This window comes from Pseudomonas sp. TE3911 (genome assembly GCF_054062775.1).
In genome coordinates this window covers 3,804,600-3,824,280 of sequence record NZ_JBSSFP010000001.1, presented here as the reverse complement: position 1 = coordinate 3,824,280, position 19,681 = coordinate 3,804,600, and the positions used below count along the sequence as shown (strand labels likewise).

Genomic DNA, 19,681 nt, shown 5'->3' with positions numbered 1-19,681 from the left:
GGGGGCAAGCCCCCTCCCACATTGCAGATCGCATCCCTGTACACTGCTGATCCGCCAAAGGAGCCTGCCATGCTGATTGTTGCCGACGAAAATATCCCGCTGCTCGATGCCTTCTTCCAAGGATTTGGCGAGATTCGCCGGGTGCCCGGCCGTTCCCTTGATCGCGCCACGGTCGAGCAGGCTGACGTACTGCTGGTGCGCTCGGTGACTAACGTCAATCGCGCGTTGCTGGAGGGCTCAAAGGTGCGTTTTGTCGGCACCTGCACCATCGGCACCGATCACTTGGACCTCGACTACTTCAAGCAGACCGGCATCCAATGGTCCAGCGCGCCTGGCTGCAATGCCCGTGGCGTGGTGGACTACGTGCTGGGCAGCCTGCAGACCCTCGCCGAGATCGAAGGCGCCGACCTCAACCAACGCACCTATGGCATTGTCGGCGCCGGTGAAGTGGGCGGGCGGTTGGTCAAGGTGCTCAAAGGCCTGGGCTGGAATGTCCTGGTGTGCGACCCGCCGCGGCGGATCGCCGAAGGGGGCGACTATGTGAGCCTGGCGCAGATCATCGAGCAGTGTGACGTGATCAGCCTGCACACGCCTTTGACCAAGTCCGGCAATGGCTCTACCTGGCATTTATTCGACCGTCAGCGCCTCGAACAACTCAAACCCGGCACTTGGCTGATCAACGCCAGCCGTGGCCCGGTAGTGGACAACGCCGCCCTGCGCGAGGTGCTGTTGGAACGCGAAGACCTGCAAGCGGTGTTGGATGTGTGGGAAGGCGAGCCCGAAGTGGATGTGGACCTGGCCGACCTATGCGTGCTGGCCACACCGCATATCGCCGGTTACAGCCTGGAAGGCCGTCAGCGCGGCACGGCGCAGATCTACCAGGCGTTTTGCGCATACCTGGGTCAGGAACCGAGCATTCAGTTGAGTGAGCTGTTGCCTGCGCTGTGGTTGGCTGAAGTGCACTTGAATGCCTCGACCGACCCGGCCTGGGCGCTGGCGACCTTGTGCCGCAGCGTGTACGACCCGCGCCGGGATGATGCGGATTTCCGTCGGAGCCTGGTTGGAACTGTGCAAGAGCAGCGCAAGGCGTTCGACCTGCTGCGCAAGCACTATCCCGAGCGTCGCGAGATTGATGGCTTGAGCGTGCGCATCAATGGGGAGTCGGCGGCGTTGTCGGAGATCGTGTCCGCACTGGGCGCGGTAGCTGTTTAAGCGCCCATAAAAAACCCGGCCATCGAGGCCGGGTCTGAAAGAGCTTGGGCGCTTCAGCCTTGCTGGGCAGGCTTGACCAGTTTTTCTTCCAGTTCGCGGCACGCTTGCTGGATCATTTCTTCGGTGATCTGCACCTCATGGCCTTGGGCGTCGATGACGGAGCAAGGCAACTGCTGGGGTTGGCGGATCACTTCAATTTTGGCATCGCTGCTGTTTTGCAAGGTCATGGCCTGTCTCCTCATCAGGTTGTATACCTACTTTAAAACCCCCGCGTGACCGCGCTGTTACAACTCCCTGCACGACCACCGGTTCGAATACTCAGTCCACCAGAAACGGCGGCCGATTTCCAGCCGGGCATTAGACCGATAGCCTCTAGGGATGAGTATCGGCGGGCATAATTAACCTGACTCATTGTTATTTGCCCAAGTTCCCCCAATGTTGGGTACAGGTTCCTCATCGGTGATGCCCCTATGTTCTCAACCCGTCAACGCCGCGCGATTCGCCTGGCCAGCCGTTTTATCGCGCCATACCGCTGGCAGGCGCTGGGTGCTTTGCTGGCGCTGATCGTTACCGCCGGGATTACCTTGTCCATGGGCCAAGGCATTCGCCTGCTGGTGGACCAGGGCTTCATGACCCAATCGCCACACCTACTCAACCAGTCCATCGGCCTGTTCATGATCCTGGTGCTTGGCTTGGCGGTGGGTACTTTTGCGCGGTTTTACTTGGTCTCCTGGATTGGCGAGCGAGTGGTGGCGGATATTCGTCGGCAGGTGTTTAACCACCTCATCTACCTGCATCCCGGCTTCTATGAGAACAACCGCAGTTCGGAAATCCAGTCGCGGCTGACCACCGACACTACCTTGCTGCAATCGGTGATCGGCTCGTCGCTGTCACTGTTCCTGCGCAATGCCTTGATGGTCATTGGCGGCATCGTGTTGCTGTTCGTCACCAACCCCAAGCTCACCAGCATCGTGGTGGTTGCATTGCCGCTGGTGCTGGCGCCGATCCTGATTTTCGGGCGCCGCGTGCGTAGCCTGTCGCGCCTGAGCCAGGACCGCATTGCCGATGTGGGCAGTTATGTGTCCGAAACCCTTGGCCAGATCAAGACCGTGCAGGCCTATAACCACCAAGTTCAGGACGAGCAGCGCTTTGCGGTGACCGTGGAAGAAGCCTTTGCCACCGCGCGTAAACGCATCGCCCAGCGCGCCTGGCTGATCACGCTGGTGATCATGCTGGTGCTCGGCGCCGTGGGTGTGATGTTGTGGGTCGGCGGCATGGACGTGATCAGTGGGCGCATTTCCGGCGGCGAACTGGCGGCGTTCGTGTTTTACAGCCTGATCGTCGGCAGCGCGGTTGGCACCCTGAGCGAAGTGCTAGGTGAGCTGCAGCGTGCAGCCGGTGCAGCTGAGCGGATTGGTGAGCTGTTGCAGTCGACTAATGAAATCCAGGCGCCGGCAACTGATACCGTGAAATTGCCCGAGCGGGTCAGTGGCCGTATGGAGCTGCAAGATCTGCGCTTTTCCTATCCCTCGCGACCTGACAGCTACGCTATCGACGGGTTGAACCTGACCATCAACCCCGGTGAAACCCTGGCACTCGTCGGCCCGTCCGGCGCGGGTAAGTCGACGATCTTCGACCTGCTGCTGCGTTTCTACGATCCGCAGCATGGCCGAATCCTGCTCGAAGGCCATCCGCTGACCGACCTCGACCCCCTGGACCTGCGCCGCCACTTTGCCCTGGTGTCCCAGAGCCCGGCGTTGTTTTTCGGCAGCGTCGAAGAGAACATCCGCTACGGCAATCCCTCAGCTACCCGCGAGCAAGTCGAAGCCGCTGCACGCATCGCCCATGCTCACGACTTCATCTTGCAAATGCCCGACGGCTACCAGACCCACCTCGGTGATGGCGGGCTGGGCCTCTCTGGTGGCCAGCGCCAGCGCTTGGCCATCGCCCGCGCGTTGCTGGTGGACGCACCAATCCTGCTGCTGGACGAAGCCACCAGCGCTCTGGATGCGCAAAGTGAACACTTGATCCAGCAGGCACTGCCGCAATTGATGCAGGGCCGTACTACGCTGGTGATTGCCCACCGCCTGGCGACGGTGAAGAACGCCGACCGCATTGCGGTAATGGACCAAGGCAAACTGGTTGCGGTGGGCACGCATCAGCAGCTGATTGCGAGCAACCCGTTGTATGCGCGGTTGGCGGCATTGCAGTTCAATAGTGGTGCGCAAGCGCAATGACCTGCTATGCCTGGCACCAGTGCTAACGGAAGTAGACAGGTTTGTACGAAACCCTAGTGTCCACATAGTGTTTGGGCTCGCCCAGAAGCGCCACGTTCATCTTTATCTTGCTACCGTGAGTCTTGACAACGTGCTGGGTGACTTTCCCTACAAAGGCCTGATACATGTTCATATCTGCCAGCCGCTCGGCGTTTTTAGTAGAGATGCCGGGGCTGATCTCGTTGATCCGCGCAATCAGGTCGTCTCGCGCGGCCGTCAATGACGTAGAGCCGTGTTGCATTGAAACCGAGCCCTCGAACGCCTTCACCGGCCGGTTGATCTCCTTTTGCAGCAAGCTGCCGAAGGCGCGACTGCCACCCTCGCCAGAGTAGCAAACCAATAGCCGCACATTGTTAAAGGCGCTGGGGTCGACGCCTTTCGTGTTCAACAAAGCGACCAAGTCTTTGGCCGAGTACGCGGTATTGTCGATAACGATGCTGCTTCCACGGTTCAAAAATCTGTCCAGTCGGCTGCGCTCAAGACCGTGGGCGACAATATTCAGGCGATCAACACCTTTATAGGTGTCGACGAACACATGCATTTCATTGGCCACAAGTTTGAGGTCTTTCATCGTGCCTTTCATTTGTATGACGTTGTCATAGGCCAGACTTTTTTCGAAAGACACAGGTGAAGTTGCAGGTTGACTGCCTGTTGCGGCTGAAATTGGCCGATGATTGTCGGGTGAGAAGTTATCCAGTTTCTTCCCGTAAGCTGTGTTTTTATTCACGTCATAGTGCAGCCAGTGACCGGTTTGGTTATCCAGTTGGGCGGTTACTCGGCTGGGTTCGAGTGCACCGGGGGCGCGATAAGTGCCTTCCGCTATGTCGGCTCGTTCGGCAAACGCACGCAGTTGAGCGTGATCCATCGTGCTCTGCGACAGTTGCCGTGCATTAAGGGGTTTCGTGCCTGCGGCCAGCCGGGCACTGCTGGCCGGCGCGCCCGAGGCCTTACCCAGCACGCCGCGACCTATTCGGCTGCTCGCCATGGCCACCCGGGTCGCGCCTCTGGGACCGCCAACGGCACTCGCGCCTCTGCCCAGGGCCGAGCCGGTCAAGTACATCACCCCGTCAAACAACAGATCTCCCAGTGCCGCCAAGGGGTCTCCGTTGATCAGGTTTTTAACGGCAGACGCCCCAGGTATTAGCCCTACAATTATGTTGAACAGGGCTTTTTCCTTATCGGCTTCTTCATCGAATGTCGTGATGCTTTTGGTCAGTTCCAGTAGTTGCTCAAAGTTTGATTCCGGGTTGGAGTAATTGACTACCGTATTACTGATATAGGCACTGCGCGCGCTGCTGAACGAGGCAGGGATGGTCACTGGCAATTGCCTGGCCCGTTGTTGTACTGCATCTTGGGAGGCGCTTGGTTTGACTTCATGGATCGCCGTATTTGTCCATTTTGAACCTTGATGGCTGGGCACCTTGACCCAATCTCCTTGGGGGCCTTCCTTAAAGTTTGTCTTCAGATCGTCACGTTTATTTATTTGGCCTTTTTGCGCTGATATTTCATAAAACTCCAGGTTCCCGTCGCGCTCGGTCTGGAAGATCAGTGCCTTTTGCTCTTTCGGCTGGCTGGGTACTTTATCTTCGTCATTAATTGTGAAACCTGGGAGGTTGCTTTCATAACGGCTGACCTGACCCTCTATGAATATACGAATGCTGCCAAACTCAAGATTCTTGCGATCTTCCAGAGGAAGTTTCGCAAGCTGGTTTTTTATCACGCTCGCCTGTGCTTTTTTGGTGCCTTCCGTGTAGTCGACAAAGGCTTGCTTATGGAGGGATTTTGCGTCTGGCAAGTGAGCAAGACGGGCAATCATGCTGGGGGCAATCGTGTTGTTATCGGATACCCAATTAGAAAACGGATTGACTTCGGGTTTTGAAAGATAAAAGTCCAGTAGCGAATATTTTGGCTGCGTGGAGCTAGCAAGGTTTCCGTGGCCTCTGCCGCGGGGGCTATTATCGCGAAAGCATTTAAGTTCGTAGGGAAGCCCCTCGCCGAATTGTTGCTTGAGTTGCTGTAGCGCCACATCGCGTTGGGTCGGCACCTTACTGGCAAGTTGCTCGACGGCTTGTTGCAACGTTGAAGTTTTGTCAGCGAGCGCGCGCTGTACCCGATCAATGTCAGCCTGAGGATAGTTCCCGTCATCGCGGGGCACGAGTTCGCCGTTGATCTTGCCCCACTCAATAAGCGCCGCTCGCGATGTCACTTGCTGAATGGCCTGCCCCTCTTGCGAAATCGGGTCCAGGGCATCTCTGGCACACACTTGCGCAAACGTCATCTGCATCGTGGCACCAGGGCTATAGGCCTCGATCCGCGTCACCGCCGCTTTGAAACTCACCCACGCTGCCGATCCCAACGTAATGCTGGCAGGAACGTTTTTGACCAATAACTCCGGCGCTGTGCGCGAAAGCAGCATTTGTGCAGCAATGGGCGCCATGTCCGGCGAGGCTCTGTTCAGTTTTATCAGGTGGTCAATGAACGCCTGCTTGATAGTTGCGAGGGGCTGCCCCATGAAACGTCCGTCGGCCAGATTGAAACCCGCGAGATGATTGAGTTGCGGGCCAAACATGCTTTCTGGGTCCAGAGTGGTAGCGATGGCAGTCAACAGCCAGTCATGGCTAGAGCTGGTCTTCCAGCCATCCCCCATCTTTTGGTGCAAGGCGGCTTCGAGTTCGATGGCTTTTGGTGTGTTGATGATTTTTTCGATGACTTTAAGTGGGTCGCGCAATTCGTTTTGGGAAATGTGCAGGTGGCTTGTGAGATAACCCAAAACTCCCCGTGGGTTTTGGGGCTCCGTTCTTTCCTTCACCAACGCCGGTAGTTGCAGGTTGTAGTGAAAATGACTGTAAACGCTCTTTTGGTCGTGGTCGCTCAGCGGGGCCGGCCACGAGATCGCCCCACCCAGGCTGCCTAGGTGTGGTGCCTGCAACGGTGGGGCATTGAGCGTGCTGATCATGTTCTCCAGTGCTTCAAGCGTGCTGGGCAACCGCCAGTTATTTGCCAGGATAAATTGCTCAAGTGTCACGGTGCGTCCAGGGCCGGCTTCGGGGCCTTGGCCGAATGACGAGTGCGGGTGCACCTCTATCGTTGTGTTCTTTAACCGCTCCTCAATCCCCTCGGTACCATAGCGCACAAGGCCCTTGAGCTTTTCGCAGAGCGCGCGCGTGTCCACCAAGTCGCCAAGGGCGGTCCGCTCTGTATTGAGCTTGCCCGTATTGGCCGGCCCATCCTCGACCTTGTTCGGAACCGCGTTGGCGGCGTTTTTGGTGAATGTCTGGGTCTGCTGTAACTGTGCTGTCCGTGACGTCGTGAGGGGTACCGATTCACCGTGAAAATTCGCCACCACTTCAAAGGGCGCAGATGTGGAGTCCGATGCGGACAGACGAAGGGGGCTGTTGCCCGCCGCCACGACGTTGGCGGCGCGAAGAATCGGCGCCACAACGACCGGCCAGAGCGGATTTTCATCCGTTGCCCTGAACACCTCCCGGCGCCCATCAGTCATGGTGAAGGTGATCTGGTCGCGCAGACTGATCATTAAGGGTTTGGAAAGATTAATGTGCCTTTGCGTTGCCCATTCGACGAATTGGGGATGCTTGAGCAGCGTATGCAGGTGCGTCCACCACTGGCCGAAGGTCGAACTTGGCGGGATACCCTCAACGCTCTCGATGCCATCGTACGATGGGCCGGTTTTCGCCGATCTGGCTGATACGGCGGCAAACAGCACGGCCAATTCCTGATCGGCCTTGGCTTGCGGCGTTGTGTCGGCATCTTGATCAGGCGTGGGCGGCTTTTCACTCTTGACCTCGAAGAGTGGCGGGGGGGGGATGACGTTAGTCGCGGGCTGAGTGTTTAAGCGGCTGCTGATGGACGTGAGTGTCATGTCTGAGTTTCTCTCTAGGCCATTTTGAAGTCAGTCACTCAGAGATGATTTATCGACTGAGCTCGTGGGCTGAGTGAACATCAGACTTTTCGCGTTCCATCATGTTTTTTCTGTATGTGTATTTCCCCGGGCGATCAGAATATTTTCAGCCGTGGAAATGAAAATGCCCGCATCTTTCGATGCGGGCATTTTCAGAGTCGCTTCAGACCTTACTGGTCATCAAAATAGCGCTCATGCCAATCCACAAGCGGCTGTGGTGAGTTGAGTTTTTGCCCGTAGATCACCGAATAAGACAACACGTTCTGCACATACTGGCGGGTTTCGTCGAATGGGATGCTTTCCACCCATACATCGAAACTCAAGTGATCCGCTCCGCGCAGCCACTGGCGCACGCGGCCGGGGCCGGCGTTGTACGCGGCGGAAGCGAGCACGCGGTTGCCGTTGAATTGGCTGTGCACCTGGCTCAGGTAGGCGGCGCCGAGCTGGATGTTTTTGTCCGGGTCCAGGACCTGGGCCGGGGAAGCCAGCGGGATGCTGAATTTGCGCGCGGTTTCCTTGGCGGTGCCGGGCATCAGTTGCATCAGGCCGCTGGCGCCTACGCCGGAGCGGGCGTCGTCCATGAAGGCGCTTTCCTGGCGGGTAATGGCGAATACCCAGCTCGAATGCAGGCCCCGCACCTTGGCTTCACGCACCAAGGTGTCGCGGTGGGCCATTGGGAAGCGGATATCCAGATCGTCCCAGTACTGGGCCTGGCTAATGGTGCGGATCGCCGGGAAGTACCACTTCATGTCGTACGCCAGCTTGGCCTGGGCGACCATCTCATCACGGTTGAAATGACGGCTGACGTGGTACCACTCGCGGCGGCCATCCACGATCTGGCCACGGGCGTAGAACTCCAGAGCGCGACGCACGCCGGGTGTGTTACGCACTTTATTGACCAGCGCCTGACTCATCACCAGCGGCTTGTTGTTCAACTGGTACGGAGCCTTGGAGCGGTCGGCGGCGAGGAAACCGTAGAAATCCCGCTCCCGCGAAAGGTTCTTGTAGAGCACCAATGCTTGCGGGTTCTTCGGCTCAGCCAGTTCAAGGCTGCGCGCCTGCCAGTAGCGCCAGCGGTTGGAGGTGGCCAAGTCTTGTGGGAGTTTGCGCGTCAACTGGTAGGCATCTTCCCAGCGCGCCAGGCGCAACAGCAGGCGCAGGCGCCATTCGGAGACGGTGTTGTCGCGCAGTTCCGGGTCGTACTTGGTCATCACCTCAAGGGCGCGTGGGTCGAAACGCTTGGCCAGGGTCAGGCCGATTTCACGGGCGATTGCCACTTTTTCGTCACGGGAGAAGTGCATGCTGCTGGCGTAACCGTCGAGCAGGGCCATGGCTTTGTCCGGGTCCTGGCGCGCCAGGCGACGCAGGCCCAGGCCAACGGCATCCGACATAGCCTCGGTGGCCGGCTGGAAGCGCGATGGATCGCTTAGCATGTCGGGCTTTTGTGCCACGTCCACCATCAGGCGACCTTGGGCACCGAGGGTTGGCAGGGTTTTTACCAGGCTGTTGGCCAGCGCGTAGTTGCGCGCTTCGGCGGCGAGTTTGGTGCGGTCCCAGATTTTCTGTTCGGTGAGTTGGCCGTCGGCGGCCCACTGGCCAAACGTGGCATCACAGGCGGCGGGTTGGGATTTGCCGGTCATCCACAGCTTTTCGGCGGTCTTGTAGCCTTCGGCCTTGAGGTTGTGGGTGAGTTGGTATTGGCCGTGCAGGCAGTCCAGTTCGACGAAATTGAGTTTGGGGTCGTAGTACTTTTCAAAGGTTTGCCAGTCGCCACGCTCGGACAGCCAGCGCAACCAGCGCAGTTTCATCCAGTTCGCCTGGGGCAGGTCGCCGTTTTTGGCCAGGAACTGCTCGATTTCCTGGTTGCTCGCGCTTTTCAGGCGCGCAGTCAGTTCGTCGTAGGCCAGGTACGGTGTAAGCGGATAATCGGCCAGGGCCTGGCTGTATTGCATGTACGGGCCGGTATCGCCCTTGGCCAGAGCGCGCTTGGCTTCATCGTAATATTGACGTTGGGTGGTGAGGTCCACGGCCTGGGCGGATTGAACGGCGGTGGCGGAAAGAAGCAGACAAGATAAAAAGTTGAAAAGGCGACTGCGCATGAGACGTCCGTGCAGAGAAATCACGACTAGCGCCGGCACTGCCGACGCTGATTGCCCCTAGCTTAGCCTTTTGCCAGCGACCGGCGAAAGCTTTGCTGGCCGGTTCGTTCAGGTTTACGGGAAATGTCCTACAGAACGTGTCGGCCTTGAAAATGCTGGCCGCATCCCACCCTCAACTCAGGTAGAATGCGCGCCCAGTTTTTGGAGAAGCGTATGACCCTGCTCAAATTCAGCGATGTGTCCCTTGCTTTCGGCGCTATGCCGTTGTTGGACAAGGTGTCCTGGCAGATCGCCCGTGGTGAGCGGGTGTGCATCATCGGCCGCAACGGCACCGGCAAGTCCAGCATGATGAAGCTGGTAAAAGGCGACCAAAAGCCCGATGACGGCTCTGTTTGGCGCGCCCCGGGCCTCAAGATTGGCGAATTGCCGCAAGAATTGCCGGTGGCCGACGGACGGACAGTGTTCGACGTGGTTGCCGAAGGCCTGGACGGTGTGGGCGAGTTGCTTGCGCAATACCATCACCTGGCGCAGAACTGCGTCACCGAGGAAGACCTGAACAAGCTGATGCACGTTCAGCAGGACCTCGAAGCACGTGATGGCTGGCGCCTGCAGCAACTGGTGGACAGCACCCTGAGCCGCCTGCAACTGCCGGCCGACAAGACCCTCGCCGAGTTGTCCGGCGGCTGGCGTCGCCGCGTGCTGCTGGCCCAGGCCCTGGTGTCCGAGCCGGATCTGTTGCTGCTCGACGAACCAACGAACCACCTGGACATCGGCGCCATCGCCTGGCTTGAAGAAGCCCTCAAGGATTTCCAGGGCGCCGTGCTGTTCATCACGCACGACCGTTCTTTCCTGCAAAACCTGGCCACGCGCATCCTTGAACTGGATCGCGGCGGCTTGATCGACTGGAACGGCGACTACGCCAGCTTCCTGGTGCACAAAGAAGCGACGCTGGCGGCTGAAGAAACTGCCAACGCGCTGTTCGACAAAAAGCTGGCCCAGGAAGAAGTCTGGATCCGCCAGGGCATCAAAGCGCGCCGCACCCGTAACGAAGGCCGCGTGCGCGCCCTCAAAGCCCTGCGTGTTGAGCGTAGCGAGCGTCGTGAGCGCACCGGCAAGGCCAATATCCAACTGGATACCGCCGACAAGTCGGGTAAACAAGTGATGGTGCTGGAAAACGTCAGCTTCCATCACCCGGACGGTCCGTTCCTGATCAAGGACTTCTCCATGGTCCTGCAGCGTGGCGACCGTATTGGTCTGCTGGGCGCCAACGGTACCGGCAAGACTACCTTGCTCAAGCTGATGCTCAATGGTCTGAAACCGACCAGCGGCACCGTGGAGGAGGGCACACGCATCGACGTGGCTTACTTCGACCAGTTACGCCATCAGTTGGACCTGGAAAAAACCGTGATCGACAACGTGGCTGAAGGCCGCGACTTTATCGACATCGACGGCCAGAGCCGCCACGTGCTGAGCTACCTGGGCGACTTCCTGTTCAGCCCGCAGCGCGCACGGACGCCGGTCAAGGCCTTGTCCGGTGGTGAGCGCGCACGCTTGCTGTTGGCCAAACTGTTCAGCAAACCTGCCAACCTGCTGGTGCTCGACGAACCGACCAACGACCTCGACGTAGAAACCCTTGAACTGCTGGAAGAGGTCTTATTGACCTTCAACGGCACTGTGCTGATGGTCAGCCACGACCGGGCATTCCTCGATAACGTGGTCACCAGCACCCTGGTCTTCGAAGGTGAAGGCAAGGTGCGCGAATACGTCGGTGGCTATCAGGACTGGCTGCGCCAGGGCGGTTCACCGCGCCTGTTGGGCGTGACCGAGAGCAAGTCCGGCAAGGCCGACTTGAACTCGGCGGTGGTCACACCTGTTGCCGCTGCTGCCCCTGCACCCGAGGCTGCGCCGACGGCCAAGAAGAAGCTCAGCTACAAGTTGCAGCGCGAGCTGGAAGCCTTGCCGGGTGATATCGACGCCAAGGAACAGCAGATTGCTGCGGTAGAAGCCGACATGGCTGATGCGGGTTTTTATCTGCGTCCGGCGGCGGAAACTGCCAAGGTCATCGCTTCTCTGGAGAAGTTGAACCAGGAGCTGGAAGTGCTGATGGAGCGTTGGGCAGAGTTAGATGCCTGAGTGACTTTAGGTCAGTAAAAAAGTGGCTCAAATGTGGGAGGGGGCTTGCCCCCGATAGCGGTGTCTCAGTCAGTGGTGTTTCTACTGAGAGGCTGCTATCGGGGGCAAGCCCCCTCCCGCATTGCATCTTCATCGGCGTTACGAGCTTTTTACCAACTTAACGGCCAACACATCGCACGGCGCTCCGTGCAGTACATCATTGGCGGTGGAGCCCAGCAGCAATGCCAAGCCGTGACGGCCATGGCTGCCCACCACGATCAGATCGCAGTTCTGTTCCTTGGCCAGGTGGTGGATCTCCTGGCGCGGTTGGCCGTAAGTGAGGTGGGAGTTTTCCTTGGTCAGTTCCGGGTATTTGATGATCAACCGGTCCAGGCGTTCTTTGGCCTGATCGAACTGTTGTTGTTGCAGTTGGGAAAGGTCCATCGGCACATCGCCGCCAAACGCCATGGCCATGGGCTCGACGATGTGTATCAGTGACAGCTTGGCGCCGTTTGCGATTGCTGAAGCCTGCGCGCGCTTGATCACTGGATCGCACTCTTCGGTCAGGTCGACGGCGACCAGAATATGTGTGTAGGACATGGGGCGTTCCTCCAGGGGACTGCAATAAGTTCAGTATGGCTGCTTTCAAGCGGATGGGGTTGCGTCAGGTCAAATCCGCTCATCTAGAAATTCGGGGGTACTCATATGACGGTCTGGATAGTGGTGTCAATCCTTGTGGTGGTTCTGAGCCCTCTGGCATGGCTACGCCCTTCGCGCCACCAGAGCGGGCGAATGGCCCTGCGCATGGAGGCGCGCCGCATCGGCCTGGCCATGCAATTGGCACCTCAGGAGTGGCCGCACTGGCTCAAGCAAGAGCCGCCGAGCCCCTGTGCGCAATACTGCCGGCCACGACGCGGCAGCACGCCGGCAACCTGGAGTTATTGGCAGTTGGAGCCGGGTGTGTGGGTTAATCAATGGCGTGAAGTCTGCGACGATGAGAAGTTGTTGCCGCATTTTGCAACGCTGCCGGCCAACGTCTACAAGGTCGAGGCCGATAAGCAGATGATTGCCCTGTACTGGGGCGAGAAGGGCGAAGCGAGTGATTTGCTCGCCATTGATGCGCTGCTCAAAGCGCTGGCCTGAAGCGCCTACTGAATTTCAGGCAATAAAAAGCCCGACATCATCATCGGGCTGGAGTTGGCCAGGCAGGCCGGTAATCTGTGCTTGCTGCGTCGGATGTTCATCCGTGCGCGTTATGGTTGCGGCTAGCCTAGCCGGATATCCCGTTCTGTACAGTCTTTTCCCACATCCTTCCTATAATTGATTTCGTGAATATTTGAATATTGGCGAAGCGTGCGCCTATGGTTTGAGTTCTGAAATGACTGGAAAGTCGCGTTTTTCCTAGCCTTTCGAGCGATTGACAATTGCCTGGAATTGGATGAAGGTGGCGTACCCAAATCAAACGGGCGTATGAATTGAGCGTTTGTCTGTCAGACCGCGCGCACATACATCCCGACTATCGCATTGGCGGGTGTGCCTGGCGGATTGGAGTGAGCATTGACCTAAAGGCCAGTGTCCAACCAGAGGCCAGCGTCCAATGTGTACTGTTCAGCTTCCATATCGTGGAGATCAGTTGATGATTTACGAAGGTAAAGCCATCACGGTTAAGGCTCTTGAAAGTGGCATCGTCGAATTGAAATTCGACCTCAAGGGTGAGTCCGTCAACAAGTTCAACCGTCTAACCCTGAATGAACTGCGTCAGGCCGTAGACACCATCAAAGCAGATGCTTCGGTCAAGGGCGTGATCGTCTCCAGCGGCAAGGACGTGTTTATCGTCGGCGCTGACATCACCGAATTCGTCGACAACTTCAAGCTGCCCGATGCCGAGCTGGTGGCTGGCAACCTCGAAGCCAACAAGATTTTCAGCGATTTCGAAGACCTCAACGTACCGACCGTTGCCGCGATCAATGGCATCGCGCTGGGCGGTGGCTTCGAAATGTGCCTGGCCGCAGACTTCCGCGTCATGTCGGCCACCGCCAAAATCGGCCTGCCTGAAGTCAAACTGGGCATCTACCCAGGTTTCGGCGGCACCGTGCGCCTGCCGCGCCTGATCGGGGCCGACAACGCCATCGAGTGGATCGCCGCCGGTAAGGAAAACCGTGCTGAAGACGCGCTGAAAGTCGGTGCCGTCGACGCCGTGGTTGCTCCGGACAAACTGGCCGAAGCCGCACTGAACCTGATCAAGGGCGCCATCAGCGGCGAATTTGATTACAAGGCCAAGCGTCAGCCGAAGCTGGAAAAACTCAAGCTCAACGCCATCGAACAAATGATGTCGTTCGAAACCGCCAAAGGTTTCGTCGCTGGCCAGGCCGGTCCGAACTACCCGGCGCCGGTTGAAGCGATCAAAACCATCCAGAAAGCTGCGAGCTTCGGTCGCGATAAAGCCCTGGAAGTGGAAGCGGCAGGCTTCGTCAAGCTGGCGAAAACCTCGGCTGCCCAAAGCCTGATTGGCCTGTTCCTGAACGATCAGGAACTGAAGAAAAAGGCCAAGGCCTACGACGAAATCGCCAAGGACGTGAAACAGGCTGCCGTACTCGGCGCCGGTATCATGGGCGGCGGTATTGCCTATCAGTCGGCGTCCAAAGGCACGCCGATCCTGATGAAAGACATCAACGAGCACGGTATCGAGCAAGGTCTGGCCGAAGCCGCCAAGCTGCTCGTGGGGCGCGTTGATAAAGGTCGCATGACCGCAGCGAAAATGGCTGAAGTACTTAACGGTATTCGTCCTACGCTGTCCTACGGCGATTTCGGCCATGTCGACCTGGTGGTCGAAGCTGTTGTCGAGAACCCGAAGGTCAAGCAGGCGGTACTGGCTGAAGTTGAAGGCCACGTCAAAGACGACACCATCCTGGCCTCGAACACCTCGACCATTTCCATCTCGCTGCTGGCCAAGGCCCTCAAGCGTCCGGAAAACTTCGTCGGCATGCACTTCTTCAACCCGGTGCACATGATGCCGTTGGTGGAAGTGATCCGTGGCGAGAAGTCCAGCGAGCTGGCGATTGCCACCACCGTTGCCTACGCCAAGAAAATGGGCAAGAACCCGATCGTAGTCAACGATTGCCCAGGCTTCCTGGTCAACCGCGTGCTGTTCCCGTACTTCGGTGGTTTCGCCAAGCTGGTGAGCGCCGGTGTTGACTTCGTGCGCATCGACAAAGTCATGGAAAAATTCGGCTGGCCGATGGGCCCGGCGTACCTGATGGACGTGGTCGGCATCGACACCGGCCACCACGGTCGTGACGTGATGGCTGAAGGCTTCCCGGACCGCATGAAAGACGACCGCCGCTCCGCTGTCGATGCTCTCTATGAAGCCAAGCGCCTGGGCCAGAAGAACGGCAAGGGCTTCTATGCCTACGAGACCGACAAGAAGGGCAAGCAGAAAAAAGTCGCCGATCCATCGGTTCACGAAGTGCTCGCACCGGTCATCTACGAACAGCGTGAGGTGTCCGATGAGGACATCATCAACTGGATGATGATTGCCCTGTGCCTGGAAACCGTTCGCTGCCTGGAAGACGGTATCGTTGAAACCGCCGCCGAAGCCGATATGGGCTTGGTGTACGGTATTGGTTTCCCTCCATTCCGTGGCGGTGCGCTGCGTTACATCGACTCGATCGGTGTGGCCGAATTCGTTGCCCTGGCTGATCAATACGCTGATCTGGGCCCGCTGTACCACCCGACCGCGAAGCTGCGTGAAATGGCCAAAAATGGCCAGAGCTTCTTCGGTTAAGCGCCCAGACGACTAGAGCGAGAATATTTATGAGCTTGAATCCAAGAGACGTGGTGATTGTCGACTTCGGTCGCACACCGATGGGCCGCTCCAAGGGCGGCATGCACCGCAACACCCGCGCTGAAGACATGTCCGCGCACCTGATCAGCAAATTGCTGGAACGCAACGTCAAGGTCGACCCGAACGAAGTCGAAGACGTAATCTGGGGCTGCGTCAACCAGACCCTAGAGCAGGGCTGGAACATCGCGCGCATGGCGTCGCTGATGACTCAGATCCCGCACACAGCTGCTGGCCAGACCGTGAGCCGCTTGTGCGGTTCGTCCATGAGCGCGCTGCACACCGCCGCCCAAGCGATCATGACTGGCAACGGGGATGTGTTTGTAGTAGGTGGCGTGGAGCACATGGGCCACGTCAGCATGATGCACGGCGTCGATCCAAACCCGCACATGTCGCTCTACGCGGCGAAAGCCTCTGGCATGATGGGCTTGACTGCAGAAATGCTCGGCAAGATGCACGGCATTACCCGCGAAGCCCAGGACGCGTTCGGCTTGCGCTCCCACCAACTCGCCCACAAGGCGACCGTGGAAGGCAAGTTCAAGGATGAAATCATCCCGATGAACGGTTACGACGAGAACGGCTTCTTGAAACTGTTCGACTACGACGAAACCATTCGTCCGGACACCACCCTGGAAAGCTTGGCGGCCCTGAAGCCGGCATTCAATCCAAAGGGCGGCACCGTGACAGCGGGTACTTCGTCGCAAATCACCGACGGTGCTTCGTGCATGATCGTGATGTCGGCGCAGCGTGCCCAGGACCTGGGCATCCAGCCGCTGGCAGTGATCCGTTCGATGGCAGTGGCGGGTGTGGACCCGGCAATCATGGGCTATGGTCCTGTACCGGCCACACAAAAAGCGTTGAAGCGCGCGGGCCTGACTATCTCCGATATCGATTTCTTCGAGCTCAACGAAGCTTTCGCCGCACAGGCCCTGCCGGTGCTGAAAGATTTGAAAGTACTCGACAAGATGAACGAGAAGGTTAACCTGCACGGCGGTGCGATTGCCCTGGGCCACCCATTCGGTTGTTCCGGTGCGCGTATTTCCGGCACTTTGCTTAACGTGATGAAGCAAAATGGCGGTAACCTTGGGGTTGCAACCATGTGCATTGGTCTCGGCCAAGGCATTTCCACCGTCTTCGAACGCGTCTAAGCGTTGAGTTGACGGAAGCCGGGGCCAAGTGCCCCGGTTTTTGTTTTTTGGAATTTTTAATATTTTTTTTCAACAAATTTTGTAAGGGGGCCAGAGCATGAAAGTCGAACCAGGGCTCTACCAACATTATAAGGGTCCGCAGTACCGCGTTTTCAGCGTGGCACGGCATTCCGAGACCGAAGAAGAAGTGGTGTTCTACCAAGCACTGTATGGCGATTACGGCTTTTGGGTGCGTCCCTTGAGCATGTTTCTGGAGACCGTCGAAGTTGACGGCGAGCAGGTCCCGCGCTTTGCTTTGGTCCAGGCCGAACCCAGTCTTTTTTCAGGGCAATAACGGCAGGCGGCGCAGAATGCTGCGCTTGACCTCACCTTGTTGCCACTATATATAGCGTTGCCGCGTCAGGCGCCAACCGCCTTTCACTTCTCGAATTCAGGAATTTTCCGATCCATGGGCAAATCGCTGGTCATTGTGGAATCCCCGGCTAAGGCCAAGACCATCAACAAGTACTTGGGTAACGAGTACGTGGTGAAGTCGAGTATCGGCCATATCCGAGACCTGCCCACCAGCGGTTCGGCTAGCGCCAGCAAGGAGCCCGCCGCCAAGCGCGGCAAGGCGGCTGCGGGCGAAGGTCCGGTGCTCACGCCTAAAGAGAAAGCGCGCAAGCAGCTGGTCTCGCGCATGGGTGTGGACCCGGATCATGGCTGGAAGGCCAAGTACGAAATCCTTCCGGGCAAGGAAAAGGTCATCGAAGAGCTGCGCCGGCTCGCCAAAGATGCCGACACCATCTATCTCGCGACGGACTTGGACCGCGAAGGGGAAGCCATTGCCTGGCACCTGCGGGAAGCCATTGGCGGTGACGACAGCCGCTACAAGCGTGTGGTGTTCAACGAAATCACCAAGAAAGCCATTCAGGAAGCCTTCTCCAAGCCGGGCGAGCTCGATATCGACCGTGTCAACGCGCAGCAGGCCCGTCGGTTCCTCGACCGCGTCGTGGGTTACATGGTCTCGCCGCTGCTATGGGCCAAGATCGCCCGTGGGCTGTCCGCCGGTCGTGTGCAATCGGTAGCGGTCAAGCTGGTGGTGGAGCGTGAGCGTGAGATCCGTGCGTTCAACCCTGAAGAGTATTGGGAAGTCCACGCCGACCTGGGCACTGCCAAGGGCAACAACGTGCGCTTTGAAGTGGCCCGCGAGAAAGGTGAAGCCTTCAAGCCGCTGAACGAAGCTCAGGCCATGGCCGCGCTGGAAAAGCTCAAGGCCTCCAGCTACAGCATCGTCAAGCGCGAAGACAAGCCGACCAGCAGCAAACCGTCGGCACCGTTCATCACCTCCACCCTGCAACAGGCCGCGAGCAACCGCCTGGGCTTCGGCGTGAAGAAAACCATGATGATGGCCCAGCGTCTGTACGAAGCCGGCTACATCACTTATATGCGTACTGACTCCACCAACCTGTCGCAAGACGCGGTGGCAATGGCGCGTACCTATATTGAAAGCGAGTTCGGCAAGAAGTACCTGCCGGAGAAGCCGAACGTCTACAGCAGCAAAGAAGGCGCCCAGGAGGCTCACGAAGCGATTCGTCCTTCCGATGCCAACACCGAGCCAAGCAAGCTGAGTGGCATGGAGCGCGACGCTGAGCGCCTCTACGAGCTGATCTGGCGCCAGTTCCTGGCTTGCCAGATGCTGCCGGCGCAATATCTGTCGACAACCGTCAGCGTGGGTGCTGGCGACTTCGAACTACGTGCCAAGGGCCGTATCCTCAAGTTCGATGGCTACACCCGCGTGATGCCGCAAATCGCCAAGCCTGGTGACGACGATGTACTGCCGGACATGGCCCAGGGCGATACGTTGAAGCTGATCAAGCTCGACCCGTCCCAACACTTCACCAAGCCACCGGCGCGTTACTCGGAAGCCAGCCTGGTCAAGGAAATGGAAAAGCGCGGTATCGGTCGTCCATCGACCTACGCGGCGATCATCTCCACCATCCAGGACCGTGGTTATGTAGCGCTGCACAACCGTCGGTTCTATTCGGAAAAGATGGGCGACATCGTTACAGAGCGTCTGTCCGAGAGCTTCTCCAACCTGATGGATTACGGCTTTACCGCCGGCATGGAAGAGAACCTCGATGACGTGGCCCAAGGTGAGCGCGACTGGAAAAATGTACTCGACGAGTTCTACGGCGACTTCAAAAAGAAACTCGAAGTAGCTGAGAGCCCTGAGAGCGGCATGCGTGCCAACCAGCCGGTTATGACCGATATCCCGTGTCAGACGTGCGGCCGCCCGATGCAGATTCGTACGGCATCCACCGGCGTGTTCCTTGGTTGCTCGGGCTACAGCTTGCCGCCGAAAGAACGCTGCAAGGCCACGATCAATCTGGTGCCGGGTGATGAAATCGCCGCCGATGACGAAGGTGAGTCCGAGTCGCTGGTCTTGCGTGGCAAGCACCGCTGCCCGATCTGCAGCACGGCTATGGACGCCTATCTGCTGGACGAGAAGCACAAGCTGCACATCTGCGGTAACAACCCGGATTGCAACGGCTACGAGATTGAAGAGGGCACCTACCGCATCAAGGGCTACGAAGGGCCGAGCCTGGAATGCGACAAGTGCGGCAGCGAGATGCAGCTCAAGACGGGTCGTTTCGGCAAGTTCTTCGGTTGCACCAATCCGACCTGCAAGAACACTCGCAAACTGCTGAAAAGCGGTGATGCGGCGCCGCCGAAGATGGATCCGGTGAAGATGCCGGAACTCAAGTGCGAGAAGGTCAACGATACCTACATCCTGCGTGATGGCGCTTCGGGGTTGTTCCTGGCGGCAAGCCAGTTCCCGAAAAACCGCGAGACCCGCGCGCCGTTGGTGCTGGAAATCGTTCCGCACAAGGACGAGATCGATCCGAAGTACCACTTCCTGTGTGAAGCGCCGAAGAAGGACCCGGATGGTCGTCCAGCCGTGATCCGCTATAGCCGCAAGACCAAGGAGCAGTACGTACAGACCGAAGTAGACGGCAAGCCTACCGGCTGGAAAGCGTTCTACGACGGCGGCAAGTGGAAGGTCGAAGACAAGCGCCAAGGCGCTTGATCGA

12 protein-coding genes are annotated in these 19,681 nt (G+C 58.3%); 8 read left to right on the top strand and 4 right to left on the bottom strand.

The genetic code is table 11. The features are described from left to right. The first annotated feature begins 69 nt into the window (after positions 1-69). The gene (gene pdxB / locus ACVWXD_RS17265; protein ID WP_401382427.1) at positions 70-1,212 is read left to right on the top strand and encodes a 4-phosphoerythronate dehydrogenase PdxB; all 1,143 of its coding nucleotides are present in this window, start codon (positions 70-72) and stop codon (positions 1,210-1,212) included. Positions 1,213-1,265: 53 nt separating this feature from the next. On the opposite strand, the gene ACVWXD_RS17260 is transcribed toward pdxB, so the two are convergent. Continuing rightward, a complete protein-coding gene (locus ACVWXD_RS17260) occupies positions 1,266-1,439 on the bottom strand; it encodes a PA1571 family protein (protein WP_032888780.1) in 174 nt (57 codons plus the stop codon). Between the two features lie 243 nt (positions 1,440-1,682). On the opposite strand from ACVWXD_RS17260, the gene ACVWXD_RS17255 reads away from it, so the two are divergent. After that, positions 1,683-3,449, top strand: a complete 1,767-nt coding sequence (locus ACVWXD_RS17255) for an ABC transporter transmembrane domain-containing protein (protein WP_099601402.1) — start codon at positions 1,683-1,685, stop codon at positions 3,447-3,449. Positions 3,450-3,471: 22 nt separating this feature from the next. On the opposite strand, the gene ACVWXD_RS17250 is transcribed toward ACVWXD_RS17255, so the two are convergent. Together ACVWXD_RS17250 and ACVWXD_RS17245 are read right to left on the bottom strand one after the other, a co-directional pair. Continuing rightward, positions 3,472-7,368 (bottom strand): hypothetical protein, encoded by a 3,897-nt coding sequence (locus tag ACVWXD_RS17250; protein ID WP_457371209.1) that lies wholly within the window; start codon positions 7,366-7,368, stop codon positions 3,472-3,474. Between the two features lie 209 nt (positions 7,369-7,577). Continuing rightward, entirely contained in the window at positions 7,578-9,506 is a 1,929-nt protein-coding gene (locus tag ACVWXD_RS17245) for a transglycosylase SLT domain-containing protein (RefSeq protein ID WP_181643973.1), read from the bottom strand. A gap of 213 nt (positions 9,507-9,719) precedes the next feature. Between ACVWXD_RS17245 and ACVWXD_RS17240 the strand changes: the two genes are divergently transcribed. Beyond that, positions 9,720-11,639, top strand: a complete 1,920-nt coding sequence (locus ACVWXD_RS17240; RefSeq protein WP_032888786.1) for an ATP-binding cassette domain-containing protein — start codon at positions 9,720-9,722, stop codon at positions 11,637-11,639. 138 nt (positions 11,640-11,777) lie between these two features. Here ACVWXD_RS17240 and ACVWXD_RS17235 read toward each other — a convergent pair whose 3' ends face one another. Then, the gene (locus ACVWXD_RS17235) at positions 11,778-12,218 is read right to left on the bottom strand and encodes a universal stress protein (RefSeq protein ID WP_457371208.1); all 441 of its coding nucleotides are present in this window, start codon (positions 12,216-12,218) and stop codon (positions 11,778-11,780) included. Between the two features lie 105 nt (positions 12,219-12,323). Between ACVWXD_RS17235 and ACVWXD_RS17230 the strand changes: the two genes are divergently transcribed. The 5 genes from ACVWXD_RS17230 to topA all read left to right on the top strand — a co-directional run bounded on the left by ACVWXD_RS17230 (position 12,324) and on the right by topA (position 19,677). Then, on the top strand, positions 12,324-12,761 hold the full coding sequence (locus ACVWXD_RS17230; protein WP_032888790.1) for a hypothetical protein: 438 nt from the start codon (positions 12,324-12,326) through the stop codon (positions 12,759-12,761). A 493-nt stretch (positions 12,762-13,254) separates the two neighbouring features. Continuing rightward, on the top strand, positions 13,255-15,402 hold the full coding sequence (fadB, locus tag ACVWXD_RS17225; RefSeq protein ID WP_032888792.1) for a fatty acid oxidation complex subunit alpha FadB: 2,148 nt from the start codon (positions 13,255-13,257) through the stop codon (positions 15,400-15,402). Between the two features lie 29 nt (positions 15,403-15,431). After that, on the top strand, positions 15,432-16,607 hold the full coding sequence (fadA, locus tag ACVWXD_RS17220; RefSeq protein WP_024074080.1) for an acetyl-CoA C-acyltransferase FadA: 1,176 nt from the start codon (positions 15,432-15,434) through the stop codon (positions 16,605-16,607). Positions 16,608-16,704: 97 nt separating this feature from the next. Continuing rightward, a complete protein-coding gene (locus tag ACVWXD_RS17215; protein ID WP_010212074.1) occupies positions 16,705-16,941 on the top strand; it encodes a DUF1653 domain-containing protein in 237 nt (78 codons plus the stop codon). 114 nt (positions 16,942-17,055) lie between these two features. Next, the gene (gene topA, locus ACVWXD_RS17210; RefSeq protein ID WP_457371207.1) at positions 17,056-19,677 is read left to right on the top strand and encodes a type I DNA topoisomerase; all 2,622 of its coding nucleotides are present in this window, start codon (positions 17,056-17,058) and stop codon (positions 19,675-19,677) included. Positions 19,678-19,681: the final 4 nt, after the last annotated feature.

What these genes read in the sequence shown, in the direction of transcription:
- fadB (WP_032888792.1), top strand. Translation starts at nt 13,255, where the DNA reads ATGATTTACGAAGGTAAAGCCATCACGGTTAAGGCTCTTGAAAGTGGC.
- topA (WP_457371207.1), top strand. Translation starts at nt 17,056, where the DNA reads ATGGGCAAATCGCTGGTCATTGTGGAATCCCCGGCTAAGGCCAAGACC.
- pdxB (WP_401382427.1), top strand. Translation starts at nt 70, where the DNA reads ATGCTGATTGTTGCCGACGAAAATATCCCGCTGCTCGATGCCTTCTTC.
- ACVWXD_RS17215 (WP_010212074.1), top strand. Translation starts at nt 16,705, where the DNA reads ATGAAAGTCGAACCAGGGCTCTACCAACATTATAAGGGTCCGCAGTAC.
- ACVWXD_RS17250 (WP_457371209.1), bottom strand. Translation starts at nt 7,368, where the DNA reads ATGACACTCACGTCCATCAGCAGCCGCTTAAACACTCAGCCCGCGACT.
- ACVWXD_RS17230 (WP_032888790.1), top strand. Translation starts at nt 12,324, where the DNA reads ATGACGGTCTGGATAGTGGTGTCAATCCTTGTGGTGGTTCTGAGCCCT.
- ACVWXD_RS17260 (WP_032888780.1), bottom strand. Translation starts at nt 1,439, where the DNA reads ATGACCTTGCAAAACAGCAGCGATGCCAAAATTGAAGTGATCCGCCAA.
- ACVWXD_RS17245 (WP_181643973.1), bottom strand. Translation starts at nt 9,506, where the DNA reads ATGCGCAGTCGCCTTTTCAACTTTTTATCTTGTCTGCTTCTTTCCGCC.
- ACVWXD_RS17240 (WP_032888786.1), top strand. Translation starts at nt 9,720, where the DNA reads ATGACCCTGCTCAAATTCAGCGATGTGTCCCTTGCTTTCGGCGCTATG.
- ACVWXD_RS17235 (WP_457371208.1), bottom strand. Translation starts at nt 12,218, where the DNA reads ATGTCCTACACACATATTCTGGTCGCCGTCGACCTGACCGAAGAGTGC.
- ACVWXD_RS17255 (WP_099601402.1), top strand. Translation starts at nt 1,683, where the DNA reads ATGTTCTCAACCCGTCAACGCCGCGCGATTCGCCTGGCCAGCCGTTTT.
- fadA (WP_024074080.1), top strand. Translation starts at nt 15,432, where the DNA reads ATGAGCTTGAATCCAAGAGACGTGGTGATTGTCGACTTCGGTCGCACA.